This is a genomic window from Solidesulfovibrio magneticus RS-1 (assembly GCF_000010665.1).
Taxonomy (GTDB): Bacteria; Desulfobacterota; Desulfovibrionia; order Desulfovibrionales; family Desulfovibrionaceae; genus Solidesulfovibrio; species Solidesulfovibrio magneticus.
In genome coordinates, this window is the sequence record NC_012796.1 from 4,689,124 (window position 1) to 4,707,288 (window position 18,165).

The window sequence follows — 18,165 nt, forward strand, 5'->3', positions numbered from 1 at the left end:
GCCTTTTAAAAACATATTTTCCTGAATCCGTAGCCGCGTAGCTTGAAATCTCTCTTTGCCACCAACGAGGTGATTTTCAATGGTCCTTTCAGCCCTTTCTGCTCTTCCCAGGCCTGGCCGATCATCCCAACCCGTTTGGAGCCGACGCCCGACACATCGATGAGCTTCTGGATGTCTGCTTCAATGACGTCCAGAGTAGCCTCCCCGAACAGCTTGACGATCCTTTTTGCCATGACCGGGCCGATGCCCTTGATGAGCCAGATCCGAGGCACTTCTCAATTCCGTGGACAGAGGCAGGAGTAGTCGTCTTGTAATATGCAAGTTTGAACTGCTCGCCGAACTTGGGGTGATTGGACCACTCCCCCTTCATCTTGATGATCTCACCCGGGAGAACGTCGTCCCAAGCAGCTAGAACTACCGCCCTAGCCCCATCGTCGGGGAGACGGTCAACGCACGAGTCTGTTGCGTCCGCCGGTTTTAGCGGCGTAGAGCTTCTCGTCGGCGACTTTGAGGAGATCCTCGAATCGCCCCAAATCCTCCTCGACCAGGCCGATACTGACAGTGAAGCATATCGTTGCGTCGGTCGTCTCCAGCTTTGATTCGTAAGCGCTCAATAAGGCGCGTCTTGTTAGGGCGAGCAGGAAGCAGGATAAGCTCAGGCAGGTATGATGAGGCTTTGAGGATCGCTGTACTGGGGCAGGAGGGCCTTGCGTTGGGCGTCAGTGGTTGCCGCCGGCAAGTGCTCGAAGAGGTGGCGCAGGTAGCGGTATGGCTCCAGCCCGTTGGCCTTGGCCGTTTCGATGAGGGAGTAGATGGTGGCCGAGGCGTCGGCTCCGCGCGGATGGCCTGAGAACAGCCAGTTTTTGCGGCCCACGGCAAAGGGGCGGATGGCGTTTTCGGCCAGGTTGTTGTCCGGACGCAGTCGGCCGTCTTCCAGGTAGACGACCAACCGCTCCCACTGTTTGATAGCATAGCCAATGGCCTTGCCGAGCAGACTCTTGGGCGGGGTGGTGGCGGCGCGTGCATCGAGCAGCGCCTTAAGCTTGTCCAGGATCGGCCTGGATTTTTCGGCTCGCAGGACCTTGATCTGCTCCGGATTGAGCTGTTGCCTTTCGGCTTGGTGCTCCACGCCGTAGAGTTTGCCGATCAGATCGAGGACGGCATGGGCCGTGCCGCCTTTGGCCTTCTTGCCAGCGGACTTCTCGACCTCGACGAACTTGCGCCGGACATGGGCCAAACAGCCGAGATGGCGCAGGCCTTCCCGTTCGCCCAGGGCCTCATAGCCGCTGTAGCCGTCGGTCTGCAGATAGCCTTTGAAATCGCCAAGAATTTCCGCAGCCACGCTGCCGGCCCGGGTCGGATGATAGCGAAACAGGACGACCGGTTTTCCCGGTGTTCCGCCCCGGGCGACCCACATAAATGATTTCGTGGTGTTGGCCCGGCCTGGTTCGGCAAGCACCTGGACCGTGGTTTCGTCCATGTTGACGATGGGGCCGGAACGAATTTCAGCGATGATCATGTCGATGAGCGGATCGCAGGACTTGGCTACGCGGATCATCCAGCCAGCCAGGGTTCCCCGGGAGATGTCCAGCCCCAGGCGAGCGAACTGATCCTCCTGGCGGTACAGGGGCAGCGCGTCGGCATACTTGGCCACGGCGACATGGGCCAAAAGGCCCTGAGTCACGATGCCCTGGGGGATGATTTGGGGTGGCATGGGCGCGGTTTTCACCGTCGGCCCATCGTCCTCCACACCTTCGCAGGTACGGCAGGCGTATTTTGGCCGGATGTGGCGGATGACCTGGATTTTGGCCGGCACGATGTCGAGCTTTTCGCTGACTTCCTCACCGATGCGGACCAGCTCAGCGCCGCAGGGGCAGGTCTTCTCCGATTCCGGCAGGTCGTGGATGATCTCCACCCGGGGCAGATCCGCAGGGATGGGGCGACGGCCGCGTTTGCGGCGGGTGCTCGCCGGGGCGCAGGCCTCCTCGAAGGTCTGCGGTTTGTGCTCCTCCGCAGTCTGCTCGGCCTCGTCGAACAGGGAGAGCTGCTGCTCCTGGCCGGTACGGGGCTTTTTCTCGGACTTCGGGCCGTAAATGATCAGGTTCAGGAGCTGAAGGCGCTGCTCAAGTTGGACGATGTGCTCTTGCTGGTCAGCCTGACTGGCAGCCATGTTGACAATGAGAGCTTTCAGTGCGGCAGGGTCGTCAGGGAGGGAATTGATGTCCACGGCCCGAACAATCTCTCATTATTATTCAATTTAATCAAGGCAATACTGTCTAAAAGAGCGTCGAATACTCCAGACGGGAGTGTCCCGTCACGGCCAGGGGATCGAGACCATCAAGCAGCCAGGCCAGTTGCCGGGAGTCAATGGCAAGCACCTCCGCCTCGCGGGTTGGCCAGCGAAACACATGCCGCTCCAGACGCTTGTGCCACAGACAAAAGCCGTTGCGATCCCAGTAGAGCAGCTTGATGATCGTCCGGCTGCGGTTGCAAAAGCCGAAAAGGTGACCGGCAAACGGATCGAGTTGCAGCTGCCGTGAAACCAGGATGGACAGCCCGTCGATGGACTTGCGCATGTCTGTGGCTCCCAGAGCCAAATAAACCCGGACGCCGCTTACCGGCGACATCATAGCCGTGTCAGCGTGCGGACAAGCTTTTCCAGCACCGGCGCGGCGAAGTTGCCTCTGATCTCGATGCGAAAGGCGTTGCCCACGTGCACTAGGATCGGTGCCGGCACGGTTGCCATGTCCGCCTGGGCCGACGCCGGCAGAGGCACGGGAACGAGGGTGACGCAGGACGCGCCCTCCTTGCCAGTCGCTGCCTCCAAACGCTTCCGCCAATAGCCCATGGAACTTTGGGAAAGACCCTGCCGCCGGCAGTAAGCCCCCTGGCTCAGGCCGCTACGATGCCAAGCCTCAATATGTTCAGACCAGTACGCCGCCTTCTCGAAACTGAGCTCTGCTGATGACGCTGCCATGGTCGCCCTCCTGTGGGATAAACCATGACAGAAAACTCAAGCGGCGTAAGAAGGGGTTGATTGACCGGTTACTTTGATTCCTCCACCGCGTGACGCAGGGCCTCACACGCTTCGGGCATGACCTGGGCGGCCGCGCCCGTCGCGACGACGCAGAATTCCTCTCCGCCGATGCGCCCCACATGGCGGCTGCCGTCTGGTGTGGCGAAATGGCTTTTGAGCAGGCCAGCCAGATGCCGCAAGGTCATGTCGCCCACATCATGGCCGTGGGTGTCGTTGATCCGTTTGAAATGGTCGATGTCAAGCATAGCCACGGCGACCGGCAGGCGCTGGCGACCTGCTTCGGCTAAGGTTGCTTCGGCCAGTTCGAACAACCGCCGCCTGTTGCACACACCGGCCAGGAAGTCGGTGTAGGCCAGGGTCCTGATGGTTTCAAATTGCAGCACCATGTCGATATTCAAGGATATTCGGCAATAAAATTCTTCTATCTGGAAAGGTTTTTTAATGTAATCGTTCGCTCCACTCTTGAGAAATCGTATGGATGTAGATGGCACGTCGGCATTTGACACACCAACAATAGCCAACTTGTCAGGACTGTATATCTTTCGCACCTCCTGTGCTAACGTGGCTCCGTCCATCTCTTGCATTGTGCAATCAACGAGCAATAGCCTAATGTCCTGATGATCATTAAGGGCTGCCAAGGCTTCTTTGCCGTTGGCTGCCGTGAGCACTTTGTAGCCTTGAGCGCACAGCAGCGTTTCGATATAGTGGAGTGTTGTTCGTGAATCATCAACCACAAGACAGGTGGTGTTGGCGTTTCGTAGTATCCGTCGTGTCATGTTCACGGCATTGTCGATGCATTGAACTGAATCTTTTGGGATGTAGTCCGCTATGCGTTTTTCCCATAGTCTTTCCCGCAAGTTTGGGTCATAAGAACCAGTGAGGATAATGGACGGCACGCCCCTGGAAAGCACGAGATCAATGATTTCGCCATTAGGCGCGTCCGGCAGGTTCACATCGAGAACCGCCGCGTCAAACCGCGCGTCATCCTGGTTGAGCGCCGCCAAATAATCGGCTTTGGACTCTTTCCACGTCACTGAAACATGCAGATCGTTTTCAAGGCGACGCTTCATGATGCGGCCAAATGTCTTGCTGTCCTCGACAAGCAAGACCTGTTCGCTGCTATCTGAGAAACTCTTTTGGATCATAGGTCCTTACTGTCCAATTAACAAAAGGCTTGACACCTGAAAGAGACATATGAAGTTGGTCACAATATACTCCAAGCATCAAAGGTTATTCTTACGCCACCTTCACCAGTCTATCGATAATCACAATAGATATGCATACAATTTCGTCCAAGATCCTTGCTCTCACAAAATTTGCTGATCGGCCCGAGCAATAACATTTTGGGTATCCCCAGAATTCCGAACCGCCCTTTATGCCTCTATGCGATCAGGGGCAACTCAAAGAAGAAAACGCTGCCTACTCCTTGGGTGGACTCGACCCAAATGGCCCCATCGTAATGCTCCACGATCTGCTTGCAGATGGCCAGCCCTAAGCCAGTCCCCTTCTCCGCCACCAGAGTGTCATCACCTACCTGATAAAACTTGTCGAAGATCATCGGAAGCTCGTCGGGAGGGATTCCCATCCCAGTATCCGCAACACTTACTCTAATGCTCCCTGTACTGGCCCTGGCTGTGAGTGTTACAGTTCCTTCGGAGGTAAACTTGATGGCATTGGAGAGCAGGTTGGTCAGCACCTGAGCTATGCGATCAGGATCCACCCAAAGAGCGGGGAGATGCGAGTCAGCGTCCACCCGTATCTGGACGCCGTGCTTCTGAAGCAGTGCCCCCTTCATTGAAGAAACCGCCCCCCTGATGAGCACGCCCAAGTCCGTCGTTTTGTCCTTCCAAACATAGCGCCCATCCTCAATGCGGGACAGGTCCAGAAAGTCGCTCACCAGCCGGGTCAGGCGCTCTCCCTCGGATACGATTACCCCCAGATTGTCCAGTATCTTGCTGGCTTTGTTGCGCAGGACCGAGTCGCCCTCGGCCAGAGGCAGGAAACGACGGGTAAAGTCGCGCTGAATGATCTTGGAAAAACCCAGGATGGATGTGAGGGGGGTGCGGAGGTCATGGGAAACAGTATTAAGGAACGCGCTTTTGAGATTGTCCAGTTCGGTAAGGCGGGCGTTGGCTTCAGTCAGTTCCCTGGTGCGCTCGGCCACCCGTTCCTCCAGTTCATCGCGAGACTTCTTCAGGGCCTCCTCCCCCCGCTTGCGCTCGGTAATGTCGCGGAATATACCTTCTACGCCCAGCACGTTGCCTTCGTCATCGTGATAGTATGCACTTGTGGCAGAAACGAGGAGCGGCTTTCCATCCTTGGCCTTGAGGAGCACCTCGTAGTCCTTCACAACTCCTTCGGTCTTGATACGGAGCAGCAATTCCTGTCTGAGTTCAGGCTGCATCCAGAAGTCCGATGCCAGACATCCGAGCACCTCGTCAACCGAATCGTAGCCGAGTTGCTTTGGCGTGGAGGGACTGAGGAGCACGAGCCGCCCTTGGACGTCAGTGCGGTAGTACATGTCCTGAATATTTTCAATGATCGAGCGGTAGCGAGCCTCACTTTCGCGTAGCGCCACCCCAGCCCTTTTCAGGTCGGAAATATCCACGATGACACCGATGATACCGCCGGGGGTGCCATCTGCCTGGCGGAAGCCATTGACAGAGTACAGGGTCTGGTGGATCAGTCCATCAACAAACGGAATTGCCATCTCTTTGCGCACATACCCAACGCTGGCGATGGTGGCCTCGTCTTCAGCTTGGTAGATATGGCGGTCCTGCTCTGGCAGGTATTCAAGATCCAACACACGCTTGCCTATAAAATCCTCACGCTTGATGCCGAAGGTCTCCTCGTAGGCAATATTGCATCCCATAAATCGGGTTTCAGCGTCCTTGTAGAACACCGCGTAGGGTATAGTGTCCATGAGCGCCTGTTTGAAGGCCAACTGGTCGGCCAAACGCATTTCCAGGCGTTTGCGTTCAGTTATGTCTATCCCAGACGCCAGGATTCTTTCCACTCCGTTTATGACAACGGGACTTAAGTGAACATGTTCCCAGAATAATTCACCCGTCACTCGCCGACTAAGCCACTCGAATCGTTGTGGGCCCTGGTCAGCGGCTTTCCGGATCCAGGCCAAGGCTTCTTCGAGAGAATAGGGCCTCTCCAACCAAAATTTTCCAGCCTTCAACTCCTCAACCGAGGAGTACCCGTATGAGACAAAGGCGGCAGTGTTGGCGTCGATGATTTCGCCGCTGTCCTTGTCGTGTATCAGATTCGAGATCGGCGACTGACTGAACAGGCTCTTGAATTGACTTTCGCTTGCTCGCAGTGCCTCCTCCGCCTGCTTGCGCTCGGAAATGTCCTGGATCAGTGTGCAGATCAACAGAGGGTGATTCGCATCGTCGCGAGCGATGGGGAACATGCTGATGTGCCAGTACCGGGGAGTCCCGTTTGTTTCGAAACGCACTTCCCGCTCAACCTTGAGCGCTCCGGAGAAGACTTGCCTTTGCAGCATGGACAAAGCCACGGATGCCTCAGGGAACGCTCGGCTGAGAACCGACTCCAGGGTGGCGTTCTCACCTGGGTGGCCGGCCATCTTCCCGAGTTCGGCGCTGTGGGCCAGAAGGCGGCTGCGATTGTCGCAGATGGCCACGCCAATCGGAGCGTGGCCAAGTATCCCTTGCAACTGCCAGCCAAGCACCTGCATGGCCCCGCCAAAACGACGGCTCAGGAAGTAGACGGCGGCGATGGCAAAGGCCGTGAGCGCCGCCACCAACACGAGAAGCTTGTACAGAGTGGCCTGCTGTGCCAGGCGCGTGGCCTCGACTTGCACGCCCACGCGCACTGTCCCGACCGTCTGGGCGTCGAAGCCGCCTTTGTAGGGAACCACTATTTCCTTTATCACCCCGTTGGCCGTTTTTTGCTCCGAGAGCACCGACCGACCGGTCTTAAGGCTTTTAATCGCGTTATCCCGCTCCTCCCCCAACACGCTGGAATCGTTCAGAGCCGGGTTGCTATGCGCGAGCACTCTGCCGTCCTCGGTCTCCACACTGATGTAGGCCAGTTCAGGAACGCGTGCGAGCATGTCCTCCACGAGCAGGCGGGAGTGATGCTTGCCGGAGAAGGCGACCCGATTGATTGCCTCACTGAGGATCGTGGTGATGGCCCCCGCCAGCCGATTTTCCTCCTGCATCTGAAGGCTTAAATAGAGATGGCTGGCAACCCATGCGGTAGTCAGACTGAGAAGCAGTACCACCGCGCCGAAACTTGCGGCGATCCGGCGGTCGATCTGGTCGGGTGAGGTATTGTCCTTGCGCATCATGGCCGGTCCGTAGTCCCTTTAAGGCTTCACGACTTTAAGGGACCCGCTCCAGGTGGGCGTGCCACTCGGCCAGGGCTTGGAATAGGATTCAGGGATGGGGCCGAGCCAACCCGGATAGAGAGCGAGCGTTTCGCGCGTGACAGGGAATACCGGGACCAGGGCGTGATACGGGGTACTTTCACCTGTGAGCAGGGCGTATGCAGCCGACATGGCTGCGGCCCCGAGCGGCCCGCAAAATTGAGCGGAGTCAATCACGGTCAGCCGTCCCACACGAATGTTCTCCACCGAAGCGGGATCGCCATCGACGCTGGCCACTGAAATTTCGTCTCGTCCGGCCGCCTTCAGTCCTTCCACCACGGCAAGGCCCCCACCGTCGTTGACGGTAAAAATGACGTCGATACTCCCCTTAGCAGGAAAGTCCTTGAGAATTTCTTTCGCAGCCTTGCGCCCTCCCACAGCCTCTACAGCTGAATATGTCTTGAGCACCTTGTACGACCTCTTCGACTGACGCAGGGCATCCAGGAAACCGTTGACCCGCTCCACGGTCGAGGAGACGTGGGGGTACTCCACGAGAACCAGCCGGATTTCCCGGTCGGGCTGCACAAGGGAGGCGATGTATTCCCCGTCCAGAAATCCAGCCTGAAAGTTGTCCGAAGTACGGTATGCGGCCAGGGTCCCTCCGCTGATGTACTGGTCGTAGGCCACCACCGGAATGCCCACGTTGTTGGCCTCCTTGAGCGGTCTGGAGAGAGCGGCGTTATCCGTGGGCTGGACAATGATTATGTCAACCTGCTGCCCGATGAGTTCGCGCATCTGACGAATCTGGTTCTCAATGCCCGTCTCGCCGTCTCCGGCGACCTGAACAGTAAGGACCACGCCGGGTTTGCCCTCACGCTTAGCCTGCGCGTTGATCCGCGCCGCCTCGGCCTCCAAGCCATGTCGCATAGCCACCTGGCCGGGGATGTTCATGGACCAGAAGAGTACGCCCACGTTGAAATTTTCCGCCATGGCCGGAAGAGCAGCCAGACACAGGATGGCAGCGCAGAAGAATCTCATAGGAGTTCCCCGAATTTCATGACCTCAGACTGTTTGCGTCCCAATATAAAATATCATCGACAGGGACTTGTGTCGAGAGGCCATTGAATTGGACGCGCCAACACGATATGATTGGTAATAGAGCCAGCCCCGCGAAGCCTCTTGTAAACAAAAACTTCTACGCGACGAAACAACTACATATGACATCCGAACTTTTAGGCCGCCTTACTTCACTAAAGCGGGACGAATAAAACAAGCTCCTAGATAATTTAACGAGGTAGGCTTTCTGGAGACGACAATACATTACCGAATCAGTGGTTCCTTAATCCTAAAAAACGACCGCAAATTTTCAAATGGACTATATAATAAACCGCTCAATTAAAACTCTCCCCTTCAAAATCGTGCCCTGACAAGTCGCACATCAGCCCTTCCCAACCATAGACCATACCACTGTCTTTGCACTTTGGGCATTGCCAATAGATCACTTTCCCAGCAACTCCCTGCACATTATCTTCCGTCATAGTCCTCAAAGGACTTTTGCACGGCTTACGCCCAGGCCGCTTTCTACATATCGGCAAAGGAAAATTTTCCATTCCGGCTTCAAATGCAGTTTTATAAGCAATCAACTCCTTCAAGAAGTCGACTTTGCTCTTTAGCTGGGGGACACCCGGTTCTTCATTTTCATCAAGCCAATGCCGTATATCCACAACCAAATACCCTGACATACTAACTGCTCCACTATTAGCTAATACTTCTTCGCCCGACCCTGGTACTTTCCCTTACTGTCGTATATCTTATACTCGCCACCATCCCGACTCTCCTTCACGCGCCCCTCATAATGCCCTTTTGAATCATAGATCTTATCGTCTTTTATGCGTCCATGGTAGTATCCCTTGCTATTGTAAACCTTGACTGTCTCACCGCCTCGACTTTCCTTCAGACGTCCTTCATACTAACCACGAGAATCATACCCATCCTGGTAGAGTTTGCGAGTGAGCACCCTGGCTTCAGTTGGTGGTGACAGCCTTTTCCATCACCCTCTCGATAACTTCCTTGAGCGTCTCCATCTCCACTGGCTTGGAAATGTAATCATTCATACCGGCCTCCAGGAACTTTTCCTTGTCACCTGTCATGGCGTAGGCGGTCATGGCGATGATCGGGATACTTGCCTTGTCTTCGCCTGCCCTACCTTCCCTAATCGCTCTTGTGGCATCAACGCCGTCCATGGTGGGCAACTGGACGTCCATGAGGATCAGGTCAAAGTCCTGCTCAGTGAGGAACTGGAGCGCTTCCAAGCCATCCTTGGCAGCGGTGACTGAGTAGCCAGATTTCTCAAGCATCCGTTTGCCGCTGAGAAGGCTTACAGGGTCGTCTTCAGCGATGAGTATGCGCAAGGAGGGTTCAGCATCTGGAGCGGTGACACGAACTTCCCGATTCATCTGACCCTGGTTACCACTGGAGAGCTTGAATGGCAGCGAGATATAGAAGGCCGTCCCTTCACCAGGGGTGCTATCAATCGCTATTTCGCCTCCCAAGAGCTTCACCAAGCGACTAACGATGGAAAGCCCTAGGCCTGCCCCCTGAAAGCGCCGGGTGTATGAACCATCAGCTTGGACAAAAGGCTCGAAAATGTCTTTAATGTATTCCTCGGGGATCCCGACCCCCGTGTCGTGTACAGTTATCAATACTCGAATGGCAGAACTTTTTGAGCTTGGGAGCAATGGAAGCAATGAGGCATCAATCCGGATTTTTCCCTTTTCTGTGAATTTGACGGCATTCCCGACAAGGTTAAAAAGGATTTGCCTTAGCCGCACCTCATCTCCGATCAATAATAGTGGGAGATCTTTAACACATCCAAACTCGAGGATGAGACCCTTTCTCCTCGCCTCCAGGGCGAAAAGTTCTTTGATGGAATCCCATGTATTCTGAATGTTGAATTCCAACTCAACGATATCCATCCTACCCGCCTCGATCCTTGAGATGTCGAGAATGTCCGAAAGCAGCCGAGCCAGTCGATTTGTGGATTGAACTGCTCCCAGCAGGTACTCTTTCTGCTCATCATTCGGGGCTGTGGTGTCGAGCAATTGGAGCATTCCTAGCACACCATTGAGCGGAGTTCTTATCTCATGGCTCATGTTGGCTAGAAACACGGATTTCGCCTTATTGGCTGACTCAGCGGCAATTTTCGCCGACTGAAGAGCCTCTTCAGCCTGAAGGCGTTCAAGTTCCCCGCCGGCTCGAACTCCAGCCAATTGCAGAATGGATTCAGCCAGCCAGGGATCCTTCAAGGGGGTACGACCGATGACCGCAATAAGCCCGTTGGGTCGACCGGCAGAATCCCACAAGGTAATGCCCACGTAGCTCTCAGCCTGCATGCCTTGGAGCACAGCGTCCTTGGGGAAAAGGCCCCGTACGTCATGGGGAAAACAGCAGGACTCCTTTCCCACCACATCCCCGCAGGGGGTGTCTTTCAATGCATAGGTGATGTTGTCTTCGAAATGCCCATCGAAATAGACGGCCAAGGTCCTGGCGTTAAGCCCATCCCCCTCCAGTCGGTCAATGCAAACGAAATCCATTCCCAGGGTCTCAGCCAAATACCTGGCAAGCGACTCGAAGAATGCCACCCCCGAACGGGCACTGCAGCAGGTTGCCAGAAAGGTCAGAGCCTTCTCTATGGTCTTTCGTGCTGTGATGTCACGGTTGCAGACCCGGCGTCCTAGGTACACACCTTCCCTGCTGTATATAGGCTTACATATATGATTGATCCAAACAACATCACCGGATCGTTTGATTATTCTGAATTCCAATTCAAGATGAGGAGGCTCTTGGGTGTCTAACTGCTTGAGGTGCTCCAACCATAGACCCTGGTCCTCAGGATAGACAATCTGTTGGATGGCAAGAGGGCTCTCCCCCATGAACTCTTCTGGTGTGTATTCGGTAATTTCTTTGCACGAGGGCGAGACCCACTTGAGCTTTCCATCTGGGCCGCGCCAGTACTCCCAATCGGTGGCGTTGTCGGAGACAATGCGGAGGTGCTCTTCACTCTTACGCAGCGCATCTTCAGCCTGCTTACGTTCGGTAATGTCGTTTATTGCGATGTGGATTTCTGCCTGTCCATCAGAATCATGTCCGATGGTGGCCGACAGATGAACCCAGAATTCAGACCCGTCAGACCTCATCATCCTCAAATCACGCGCCTCCGGCATATTCGTCGCAACTAGATTATTGTGCAATTTGAAGTAGATAGACTGGTCTTGCTTGAGGATCAATGAGCTAAACGGCTTTCGAAAAAGGTCGCTGCGGTTAGTGCTGAACATGGTCGCCGCAGTTAGGTTGGTTTCAAGGAGGAGTCCCCCCCCCGCTAATCGTGACATAACCAACCGGAGCTAGGTCATAGAGGTCAAAATAGCGTTCCTTTGCAGTGTTTTTAGGGCAATCTGGGACCGTCGTAACTCCTCGTTCTGCATCTCAAGCTCGATCTGATGCACGCGCAGTTCGTGGAGAACCTTTCGCCCATCTTCAGGAGACATGGAGACACATTCTCCCTGGGCATCATTTGCCAAAGTCTGCTCTTCCGCCCTTTGGCGCAATGTGTCTTTCATACCCCTCACCCTCAGACAACTCGTTCCAGTGTCGCGATAGCGTAAATCCGGCCTGTCTCATCGACCAAAGGCGTGGTTGCAAATTCTACCGGTATGCGTTTTCCACTCTTATCAAGGCGAACTGAGGCATGCGGGCCCTGACTTTTACCTAGAGCGATTTCTCGGAATTTTCCCGTCTCTGCATCGCGTACTTCTTCCGGGATCAGGTCACGAATGTTCATGGTCAAGGCATCGGATTCATCCCATCCGTAAGCTTTGTGAGCCGCGTGATTCCAGGCCAAGATATTTCCATCCGAATTCATGATCAGGACGGCATCTCGAGCATCACGCCCAAGCTGCACGTAGCGGAGCTGATCATTGGCCACGGCGAGCAGATGCTGCGCGCTCTTCAATTCGGTGACGTCGTAAAATGAGATTACCACGCCCTCTATCATATTTTCGAGCGTACGGTAGGGCCGGATGCGCATATTGTACTGCTTTCCATCCTTCGCCTCGACGTCGATGGCTTTTGGGGTCAGAGTATCCAAAACGGCCTGCGCATCTACCACAAGACTGTCATAGCCAATAAGGTTGGAAACGATATGCTGAACAGGACGTCCGACATCACTCGAAATCAAGTTTATGATTTGAGTGGCGGCGGGGGTGAACCGTAGGATGCGAAGTTGAGTGTCCACAAAGACGGTGGCAACACCCATTCCGGCTAGAAGGTTGTTCATGTCGTTGTTAGCCCGAGACAAATCCGCAACCTTGTTCTGAAGCTCGGCGTTGACCGTGGCCAGCTCCTCATTGACTGATTGTAACTCCTCTTTTGAAGTCTCAAGCTCCTCGTTAGTTGACTGAAGCTCCTCATTAACAGATTGCATCTCTTCATTAGAAGATTTGAGCTCTTCGTTTGATGTTTCCAGCTCTTCTAAAGTTGTCTGAAGATATTCTTCTTTATTGCGCAGTTCTTGCTTGAGGGCCGTTATATGAGTGTCGCTTTGCGTATTATCAAATGTCTCTTGGCATATTGCATCCTGAGTCATATGCTCCTGTTTCGCCTCCATAGCTGGAGTAACACGCTCAAGAATGACAAGATACAGGTTTGTTTCAACTTCTTCGCCGCTATCTATAGCCACGGGGCGAACGGTCATATTGACAGTAGTGAAATCTCCATTAGTTTTAACGCGGAGACCTGCACACTGCACTAACTCTTTTGTCTTAGCTGCTCTATGCAAAGCTGTGGTTAGGTCTCGCTGCAACCCTTCGCGTGCTATCTTGAAAATGTTCACGGCACCAACTTCACCGGGAGCAAGTTCCAGATACAAGCCGGAACGACCATGAAGATAGAAGATTACGCCTTTGTCGTTGACAAGGGCGGCGACGGGGTCGAACTGCTTCAAGAGTGTCTGTTCAGTTAACTCGCGAAGAGGCAGTTTCCCGACGGGTGATGTCTTTCCCGCTGATTTGGGCGCGCCTGCATCCCCCACCGCCATTGATGGAAGGAATTGGGCCAATGGCAAACGCTGGGCGTTGAAAACGTCTTTTCGTTGATAAATTTTCTGTTTCCGGTCCAGTGTTGCAAATAAGTCGCCGAACTCGCCTACCGTTTCAGAGGTCCCCAGGAAAAGATAGCCACCAGGATTCAAGGCATAGTGGAAGAGAGGGATCAGTTTCTTTTGCAAGTCCCCGTTCAAATAGATGAGTAGGTTGCGGCAACAAATCAGGTCGAGTTTGGAGAATGGGGGGTCTTTGATCACGCTCTGCTCGGAAAAGACCAGCATGTCGCGAAGGACCTTTTGGATACGCAACCCGCCCCCGTCTGGCTCAGTTGAGAAAAAGCGGTTCAAACGTTCCGGCGAGATGTCTGCGGCGATGGTGGACGGGTAAACGCCATTCCGGCAGTAGCAATCGCGTTGCTGTCAATGTCCGTGGCGAAGAGTTGCACCTTGTAGCTCTGCTTTAGCGCCTCAATGTGCTCTTGGAAAAGTATGGCGAGCGAATAAGCTTCCTCGCCGGTGGAACACCCCGGTGTCCAGACTCGCAAAATGGAACCCGCAGGCTTACCCGAGAAGAGTTTGGGGATGACCTGCTCCTCAAGAATCCTGAACGCTTCCGGATCACGGAAAAAGTTGGTCACGCCGATCAACAGATCACGAAATAATGCTGCCACTTCTGATGGAGTTTGTTGCAAAAATTTTACGTATGCTTCCATTGATTCAATGTGGTTGACAGCCATACGCCGTTCAATGCGCCGAAGAATAGTGCTCGGCTTGTACTGAGAGAAGTCGTGACTAGTTTGACCGCGCAACAAAATGAAAATCTTTTTTAATGAGTTATCTGGTTTAATTATAAGGTGCGACTTGTGCAAACCGTGATTATCATACATCTGTTTTACATAGAGGATTAACTTGCTGGGCATCTCAGTTGGCGGCAATTCATAGTCAACCAGGCCAGTCCCAATGGCGCTTCGGGGCATGCCATCATACTCAGTTGTTTCTGGGGTCTGGACTAAAACCAAGCCCCCTTCACCTTTGATAGCCCGAATTCCCAGAGTGCCGTCACTCCCTGTCCCAGAGAGTACGATGCCAATGGCCTTGTCAGTTTGATCCTGGGCCAGGGAGCGGAAGAAGAAGTCAATAGGCAGACGTTGACCTCGGGGAGCAGACGGCTCCAGTAATTGGAGCGCGCCATCTATGAAGGCCATGTCCCGGTTGGGCGGGATGATGTAAGTGCAGTTTGGTTTGACCACCATCCCGTCCACCACTTCGAAAACCTTCATGCGGGTATAGCGCTGAATGAGATCTGTGAGGATGCTCTTGTGGTCAGGGGCAAGATGTTGCACCAGCACAAAGGCCATGCCAGGATCGGTATCGGTAGGCATGCCAGAAAAGAAGGCCTCAAAAGCCACCAGCCCACCTGCGGAAGCACCTATCCCGATTATAGGGAAAGATGATCCAGAGGCCTGCACAGGGTCTGTGGCGGATGTTTCTACCGAGGAATCTCGGCCTGTCTTTGGCTTTGACTTCGATGGGGCCTTTTTCTTGGCCATAGGACGATCTCCCCGAGGGTGATGTGAACACAAGATCACGAAAATTATGATGTCGCAACAGTCGCAATTGTAGCCTATTTTGCCATCATGCCACTTAAGATGATTTGAGACAAGCGAAACTGTGCGGCACCATGAACCTAGCGTCAACAGCAGCCAGATACTTTGCAGCCAGATGATATTGTTATAAATATATTCATTCGCATTTCTGTCCGGCTAAGCTAGGAGTGATAGCTGTCTAGGATTATTTGATTTTACTCGTTTTCGTTGAGGCTCAACGAGGTCGAGGATGTTGCAGCACTGTAAGAGATTTCGTTGCACCAGCCGAGCCAGATAGTGCAGACTGATGCCGATCTTTGACATGAACTTCTGATAGGCCAGAAGCAGATACCCGATCAGCGCCACGTAGACTTGTGACAGAACGGCAATTTACGAGTTGCCAAGGAAAGATTTGATCTTGAGGTTCTGCTTGATGAACCGAAAGAAGATTTCGATCTGCCAACGCTCATTGTAGATATCGGCGATGGCGCGGCCGGCAGCGTCATGTGGTTGGTCAGGAAATCGAAGCACTCCCCGGTTTCCTGATCCCGATAGCCGACGCGGCGCAAGGTCAAGGTTTTTTCGCCATCGGCGACCTGGATGATGTGATTGTCCCCAGCGAAGCCGAGCCGTTCTGGTCTTTTTTCCTCAAAGGCCTTCTTCGTCGAGGACTCACCGGCGTGAAGCTGGTCGTCTCCGATGCCCATGAAGGTCTCAAAACCGCCATTGCCAAGACGTTCGGGGCCACATGGCAGCGCTGCCGGGTCCACTGGATGCGAAACGCCTTGGCTCGCGTCCCTAAATCGCAGCACGCCATGGTTTCCGCCGCCCTACGTCAGGCCTTTTTGCAGCCAGACGCAGCCAGCGCCAGTCAGACCTGGCGGCATGTCGCTGACCAGCTTCGCGGCAAATGGCCAAAACTCGCCAGTTTCATGGACGAAACCGAGCACGACGTGCTGGCCTACATGACCTTCCCGGCACAGCACCGGGTCAAGCTGCACAGTACCAATCCGCTGGAAAGGCTGAACAAAGAGGTGAAGCGGCGAGCGGACGTGGTCGGCATCTTCCCCAACGAGCAGTCCATCATCCGGCTCATCGGGGCCATCTTGCTGGAGCAAAAAGACGAGTGGCAGCTGCAAAGCCGCTACATGCAGGTCGAGGCCATGGCCGAACTCAACACCCAACCCAATGAGGCGCAGCCAGCCCAAATCCCACCCAGGGCAGCCTGACCGATTGCCACCTCAAGCACACCGGAATTTACACCACGTTGACGGACGTGACCCAGGGCGCAAAGCTAGACGACAAATAACACCACAAACTTCAGCAACCATTTGATATACATAGAAATCCTAAAAACTTGCGCCACCCCACGTTAAGCACCACACCTCGTCACCTTCTGCACAACAAGCTACAAGCAGCCCCGTGGGGTAAAATGCAAAAAAAATGGCCAAGATGCTGCGTAGGGTGGTAAATCAAAAAAACAAACCCCGCAATTTCCCGCACTAACCCTCAAAAACCAGCCCTCAAGTGGTAAACAAGCCCTTCTCTGCCCTGCCCTATCATCAAGCCCCACTCCCTTCCAAGAATGGGGCTTTTCCTAACTCAGTTGACCATCCCCAGGATCATCCCGCCAACCCGCTGCAGCCGATAGCCACTCTCCACCGTCAGCCGAGGGTACTGGGCCGCCTTGGTGTACGCGTTAATCACATGGAACATGGTCTCGCCCTGCTCCTGCGGCCACGCCCACTCAACGGCTTCAACTTCGGGCTTTCCCAATTGAAACTGGAGGTTGAATGACTTCATGGTCGCAATCGGCTCCTTCACTTCCGACTCCAGGGAGAACTGGAGCCTTTGTTTCTCATCCAACAGCTTGGCACCGACATCGCCAATGGCCGTGGGGAACTCATCCAGTATCCGCGTCGAAATGTGGCGATACGAAGCCTCGACTTCCGTCTTCGAAATGAGTCCATTGGTGCACACCAGCCGCAACAGGAACGCCGAAATGGACAAGGCCGCCAACCCGATCTCCGAATTGCCAAAGGAAATACCGGGCCTTACGCGATCGTTTCCATTAACAGCAAATTCCTGCCCTTGGTCAAGGATGGAGAGCGACATGAACTCGTGATCCAGGTGACATTGCACCTCAAGCTCCTCGCCAAAGCCCATCTCGGCAAGCTTATTCAAAACCGTCATGTTATCCACAGGCACGTAGCGAGGGGTGAACACAGCCCTGACATCATCACCGTCGAACCGAAGGTACAGATCCTCATTGCGTTCCCGGGCCAGCCAATGGTTCAGGTTCTGCGCTTGCAACTCGGGTGGGCACTTCTTCAGATATTGCAGCGGCACACCTAACCGATACGACAACGATCGCTGGGCCATGTGCCGCAACTCATGCACCTCAGTGCCGATTCGAATCGATTCCAGGTCATTGAATTCGATATGGCGCACCGGCACAATCTGGTCATGGCAGTTTACGGACATCCGTTCCACCTTCTCCATCACCTTCCCAAGGGTCGTCAGCTTGCCATTCACGACCGCACCTCCTGGCTGCTCGACGGCACGACACCATGCCCATGCACCTCCACCACCGGTTCGCAAGGAATGGCCACGACCGACGCTTCGATGTCGAAGATGGCCACGGCCACCGGCATCGAAATGGTCGGGTACAGGGACTCGACTTCCCGAATCACCAATTCCTTTGTCGAACCAAACGGGCTCTTGGCGCTGCGTTCACCTGTGAGCAGCAACAAGCCGACATCGATTTTCCCCAGGTCGTACCCGAGCTGTAGCCGAACGAGCCCTTCAAGGATGTATTCATAGGCGTGGAAGTTTGCCTCGATGGCGATGCGCTGCAAACAGCCCTTGTACTGATACCGGCGGCCTTCGATGATGGGCAGGTTCCCGTTGTCGCGCCAGCCGCAATCTTCCAGGCTGCTCTTGAGCCGACGCCCTTTGAACGGCGACTCAGGAAGCCAATCATCGACGTACCCCAGGGTATCCTTGACAATATTGGTCATCCCCTTTTCCTCGATGACCATCTTGGAATCTCTGAAATGGAGCAATTCATAAGACATAGAAGCCTCCATCATGGGCTTGGGAT

At 54.4% G+C, this 18,165-nt stretch carries 15 protein-coding genes and 2 pseudogenes; 1 reads left to right on the top strand and 16 read right to left on the bottom strand.

Annotation, left to right across the window (positions count from 1 at the left end; translation table 11 throughout):
- Positions 1-5: 5 nt before the first annotated feature.
- The 14 genes and pseudogenes from DMR_RS25480 to DMR_RS24785 form a co-directional block, all read right to left on the bottom strand.
- A complete protein-coding gene (locus DMR_RS25480; RefSeq protein ID WP_015862768.1) occupies positions 6-272 on the bottom strand; it encodes a helix-hairpin-helix domain-containing protein in 267 nt (88 codons plus the stop codon).
- Positions 273-446: 174 nt separating this feature from the next.
- Complete coding sequence (locus tag DMR_RS24780) at positions 447-614, bottom strand: diguanylate cyclase (protein WP_015862769.1); 168 nt, start codon at positions 612-614, stop codon at positions 447-449.
- A 41-nt stretch (positions 615-655) separates the two neighbouring features.
- A complete protein-coding gene (gene tnpC / locus DMR_RS19560; RefSeq protein ID WP_232502917.1) occupies positions 656-2,170 on the bottom strand; it encodes an IS66 family transposase in 1,515 nt (504 codons plus the stop codon).
- Positions 2,171-2,276: 106 nt separating this feature from the next.
- Positions 2,277-2,630 carry an IS66 family insertion sequence element accessory protein TnpB gene (gene tnpB / locus DMR_RS19565; RefSeq protein WP_012750477.1) on the bottom strand — a complete coding sequence of 118 codons (354 nt, stop codon included), beginning with the start codon at positions 2,628-2,630 and terminating at the stop codon, positions 2,277-2,279.
- The gene (tnpA, locus tag DMR_RS25835) at positions 2,627-2,977 is read right to left on the bottom strand and encodes an IS66 family insertion sequence element accessory protein TnpA (RefSeq protein ID WP_012750476.1); all 351 of its coding nucleotides are present in this window, start codon (positions 2,975-2,977) and stop codon (positions 2,627-2,629) included. The genes tnpB and tnpA overlap by 4 nt, the downstream gene beginning before the upstream one ends.
- Before the next feature lie 68 nt (positions 2,978-3,045).
- Positions 3,046-4,182 (bottom strand): response regulator, encoded by a 1,137-nt coding sequence (locus DMR_RS19575; protein ID WP_015862770.1) that lies wholly within the window; start codon positions 4,180-4,182, stop codon positions 3,046-3,048.
- A gap of 236 nt (positions 4,183-4,418) precedes the next feature.
- On the bottom strand, positions 4,419-7,358 hold the full coding sequence (locus DMR_RS22655; RefSeq protein WP_015862771.1) for a PAS domain S-box protein: 2,940 nt from the start codon (positions 7,356-7,358) through the stop codon (positions 4,419-4,421).
- 18 nt (positions 7,359-7,376) lie between these two features.
- The gene (locus tag DMR_RS19585; protein WP_015862772.1) at positions 7,377-8,414 is read right to left on the bottom strand and encodes a sugar ABC transporter substrate-binding protein; all 1,038 of its coding nucleotides are present in this window, start codon (positions 8,412-8,414) and stop codon (positions 7,377-7,379) included.
- A 353-nt stretch (positions 8,415-8,767) separates the two neighbouring features.
- The gene (locus DMR_RS23915; RefSeq protein ID WP_015862773.1) at positions 8,768-9,118 is read right to left on the bottom strand and encodes a hypothetical protein; all 351 of its coding nucleotides are present in this window, start codon (positions 9,116-9,118) and stop codon (positions 8,768-8,770) included.
- Between the two features lie 282 nt (positions 9,119-9,400).
- Positions 9,401-11,767: a PAS domain-containing hybrid sensor histidine kinase/response regulator gene (locus DMR_RS22660; RefSeq protein ID WP_015862774.1), complete on the bottom strand. Its 2,367-nt coding sequence runs from the start codon at positions 11,765-11,767 to the stop codon at positions 9,401-9,403.
- Positions 11,768-11,779: 12 nt separating this feature from the next.
- Positions 11,780-11,995 (bottom strand): hypothetical protein, encoded by a 216-nt coding sequence (locus tag DMR_RS25165; RefSeq protein WP_198408671.1) that lies wholly within the window; start codon positions 11,993-11,995, stop codon positions 11,780-11,782.
- Positions 11,996-12,006: 11 nt separating this feature from the next.
- Positions 12,007-12,297: a PAS domain S-box protein gene (locus DMR_RS25840; protein WP_407636346.1), complete on the bottom strand. Its 291-nt coding sequence runs from the start codon at positions 12,295-12,297 to the stop codon at positions 12,007-12,009.
- A gap of 128 nt (positions 12,298-12,425) precedes the next feature.
- Positions 12,426-15,026 (bottom strand): annotated as a pseudogene (locus tag DMR_RS25845) (chemotaxis protein CheB).
- A gap of 426 nt (positions 15,027-15,452) precedes the next feature.
- Positions 15,453-15,593, bottom strand: coding sequence for a transposase (locus tag DMR_RS24785; RefSeq protein WP_148208489.1), 141 nt, complete (start codon positions 15,591-15,593; stop codon positions 15,453-15,455).
- Between the two features lie 77 nt (positions 15,594-15,670).
- Between DMR_RS24785 and DMR_RS19605 the strand changes: the two are divergent.
- A pseudogene (locus tag DMR_RS19605) lies at positions 15,671-16,291 on the top strand (IS256 family transposase); the annotation flags it as partial.
- A 373-nt stretch (positions 16,292-16,664) separates the two neighbouring features.
- Here the strand turns inward: DMR_RS19605 and DMR_RS19610 are convergent.
- Both DMR_RS19610 and DMR_RS19615 read right to left on the bottom strand, forming a co-directional pair.
- Entirely contained in the window at positions 16,665-17,597 is a 933-nt protein-coding gene (locus DMR_RS19610; protein WP_015862779.1) for a DUF932 domain-containing protein, read from the bottom strand.
- Positions 17,594-18,139, bottom strand: coding sequence for a hypothetical protein (locus tag DMR_RS19615; protein ID WP_015862780.1), 546 nt, complete (start codon positions 18,137-18,139; stop codon positions 17,594-17,596). The genes DMR_RS19610 and DMR_RS19615 overlap by 4 nt, the downstream gene beginning before the upstream one ends.
- Between the last annotated feature and the right edge of the window lie 26 nt (positions 18,140-18,165).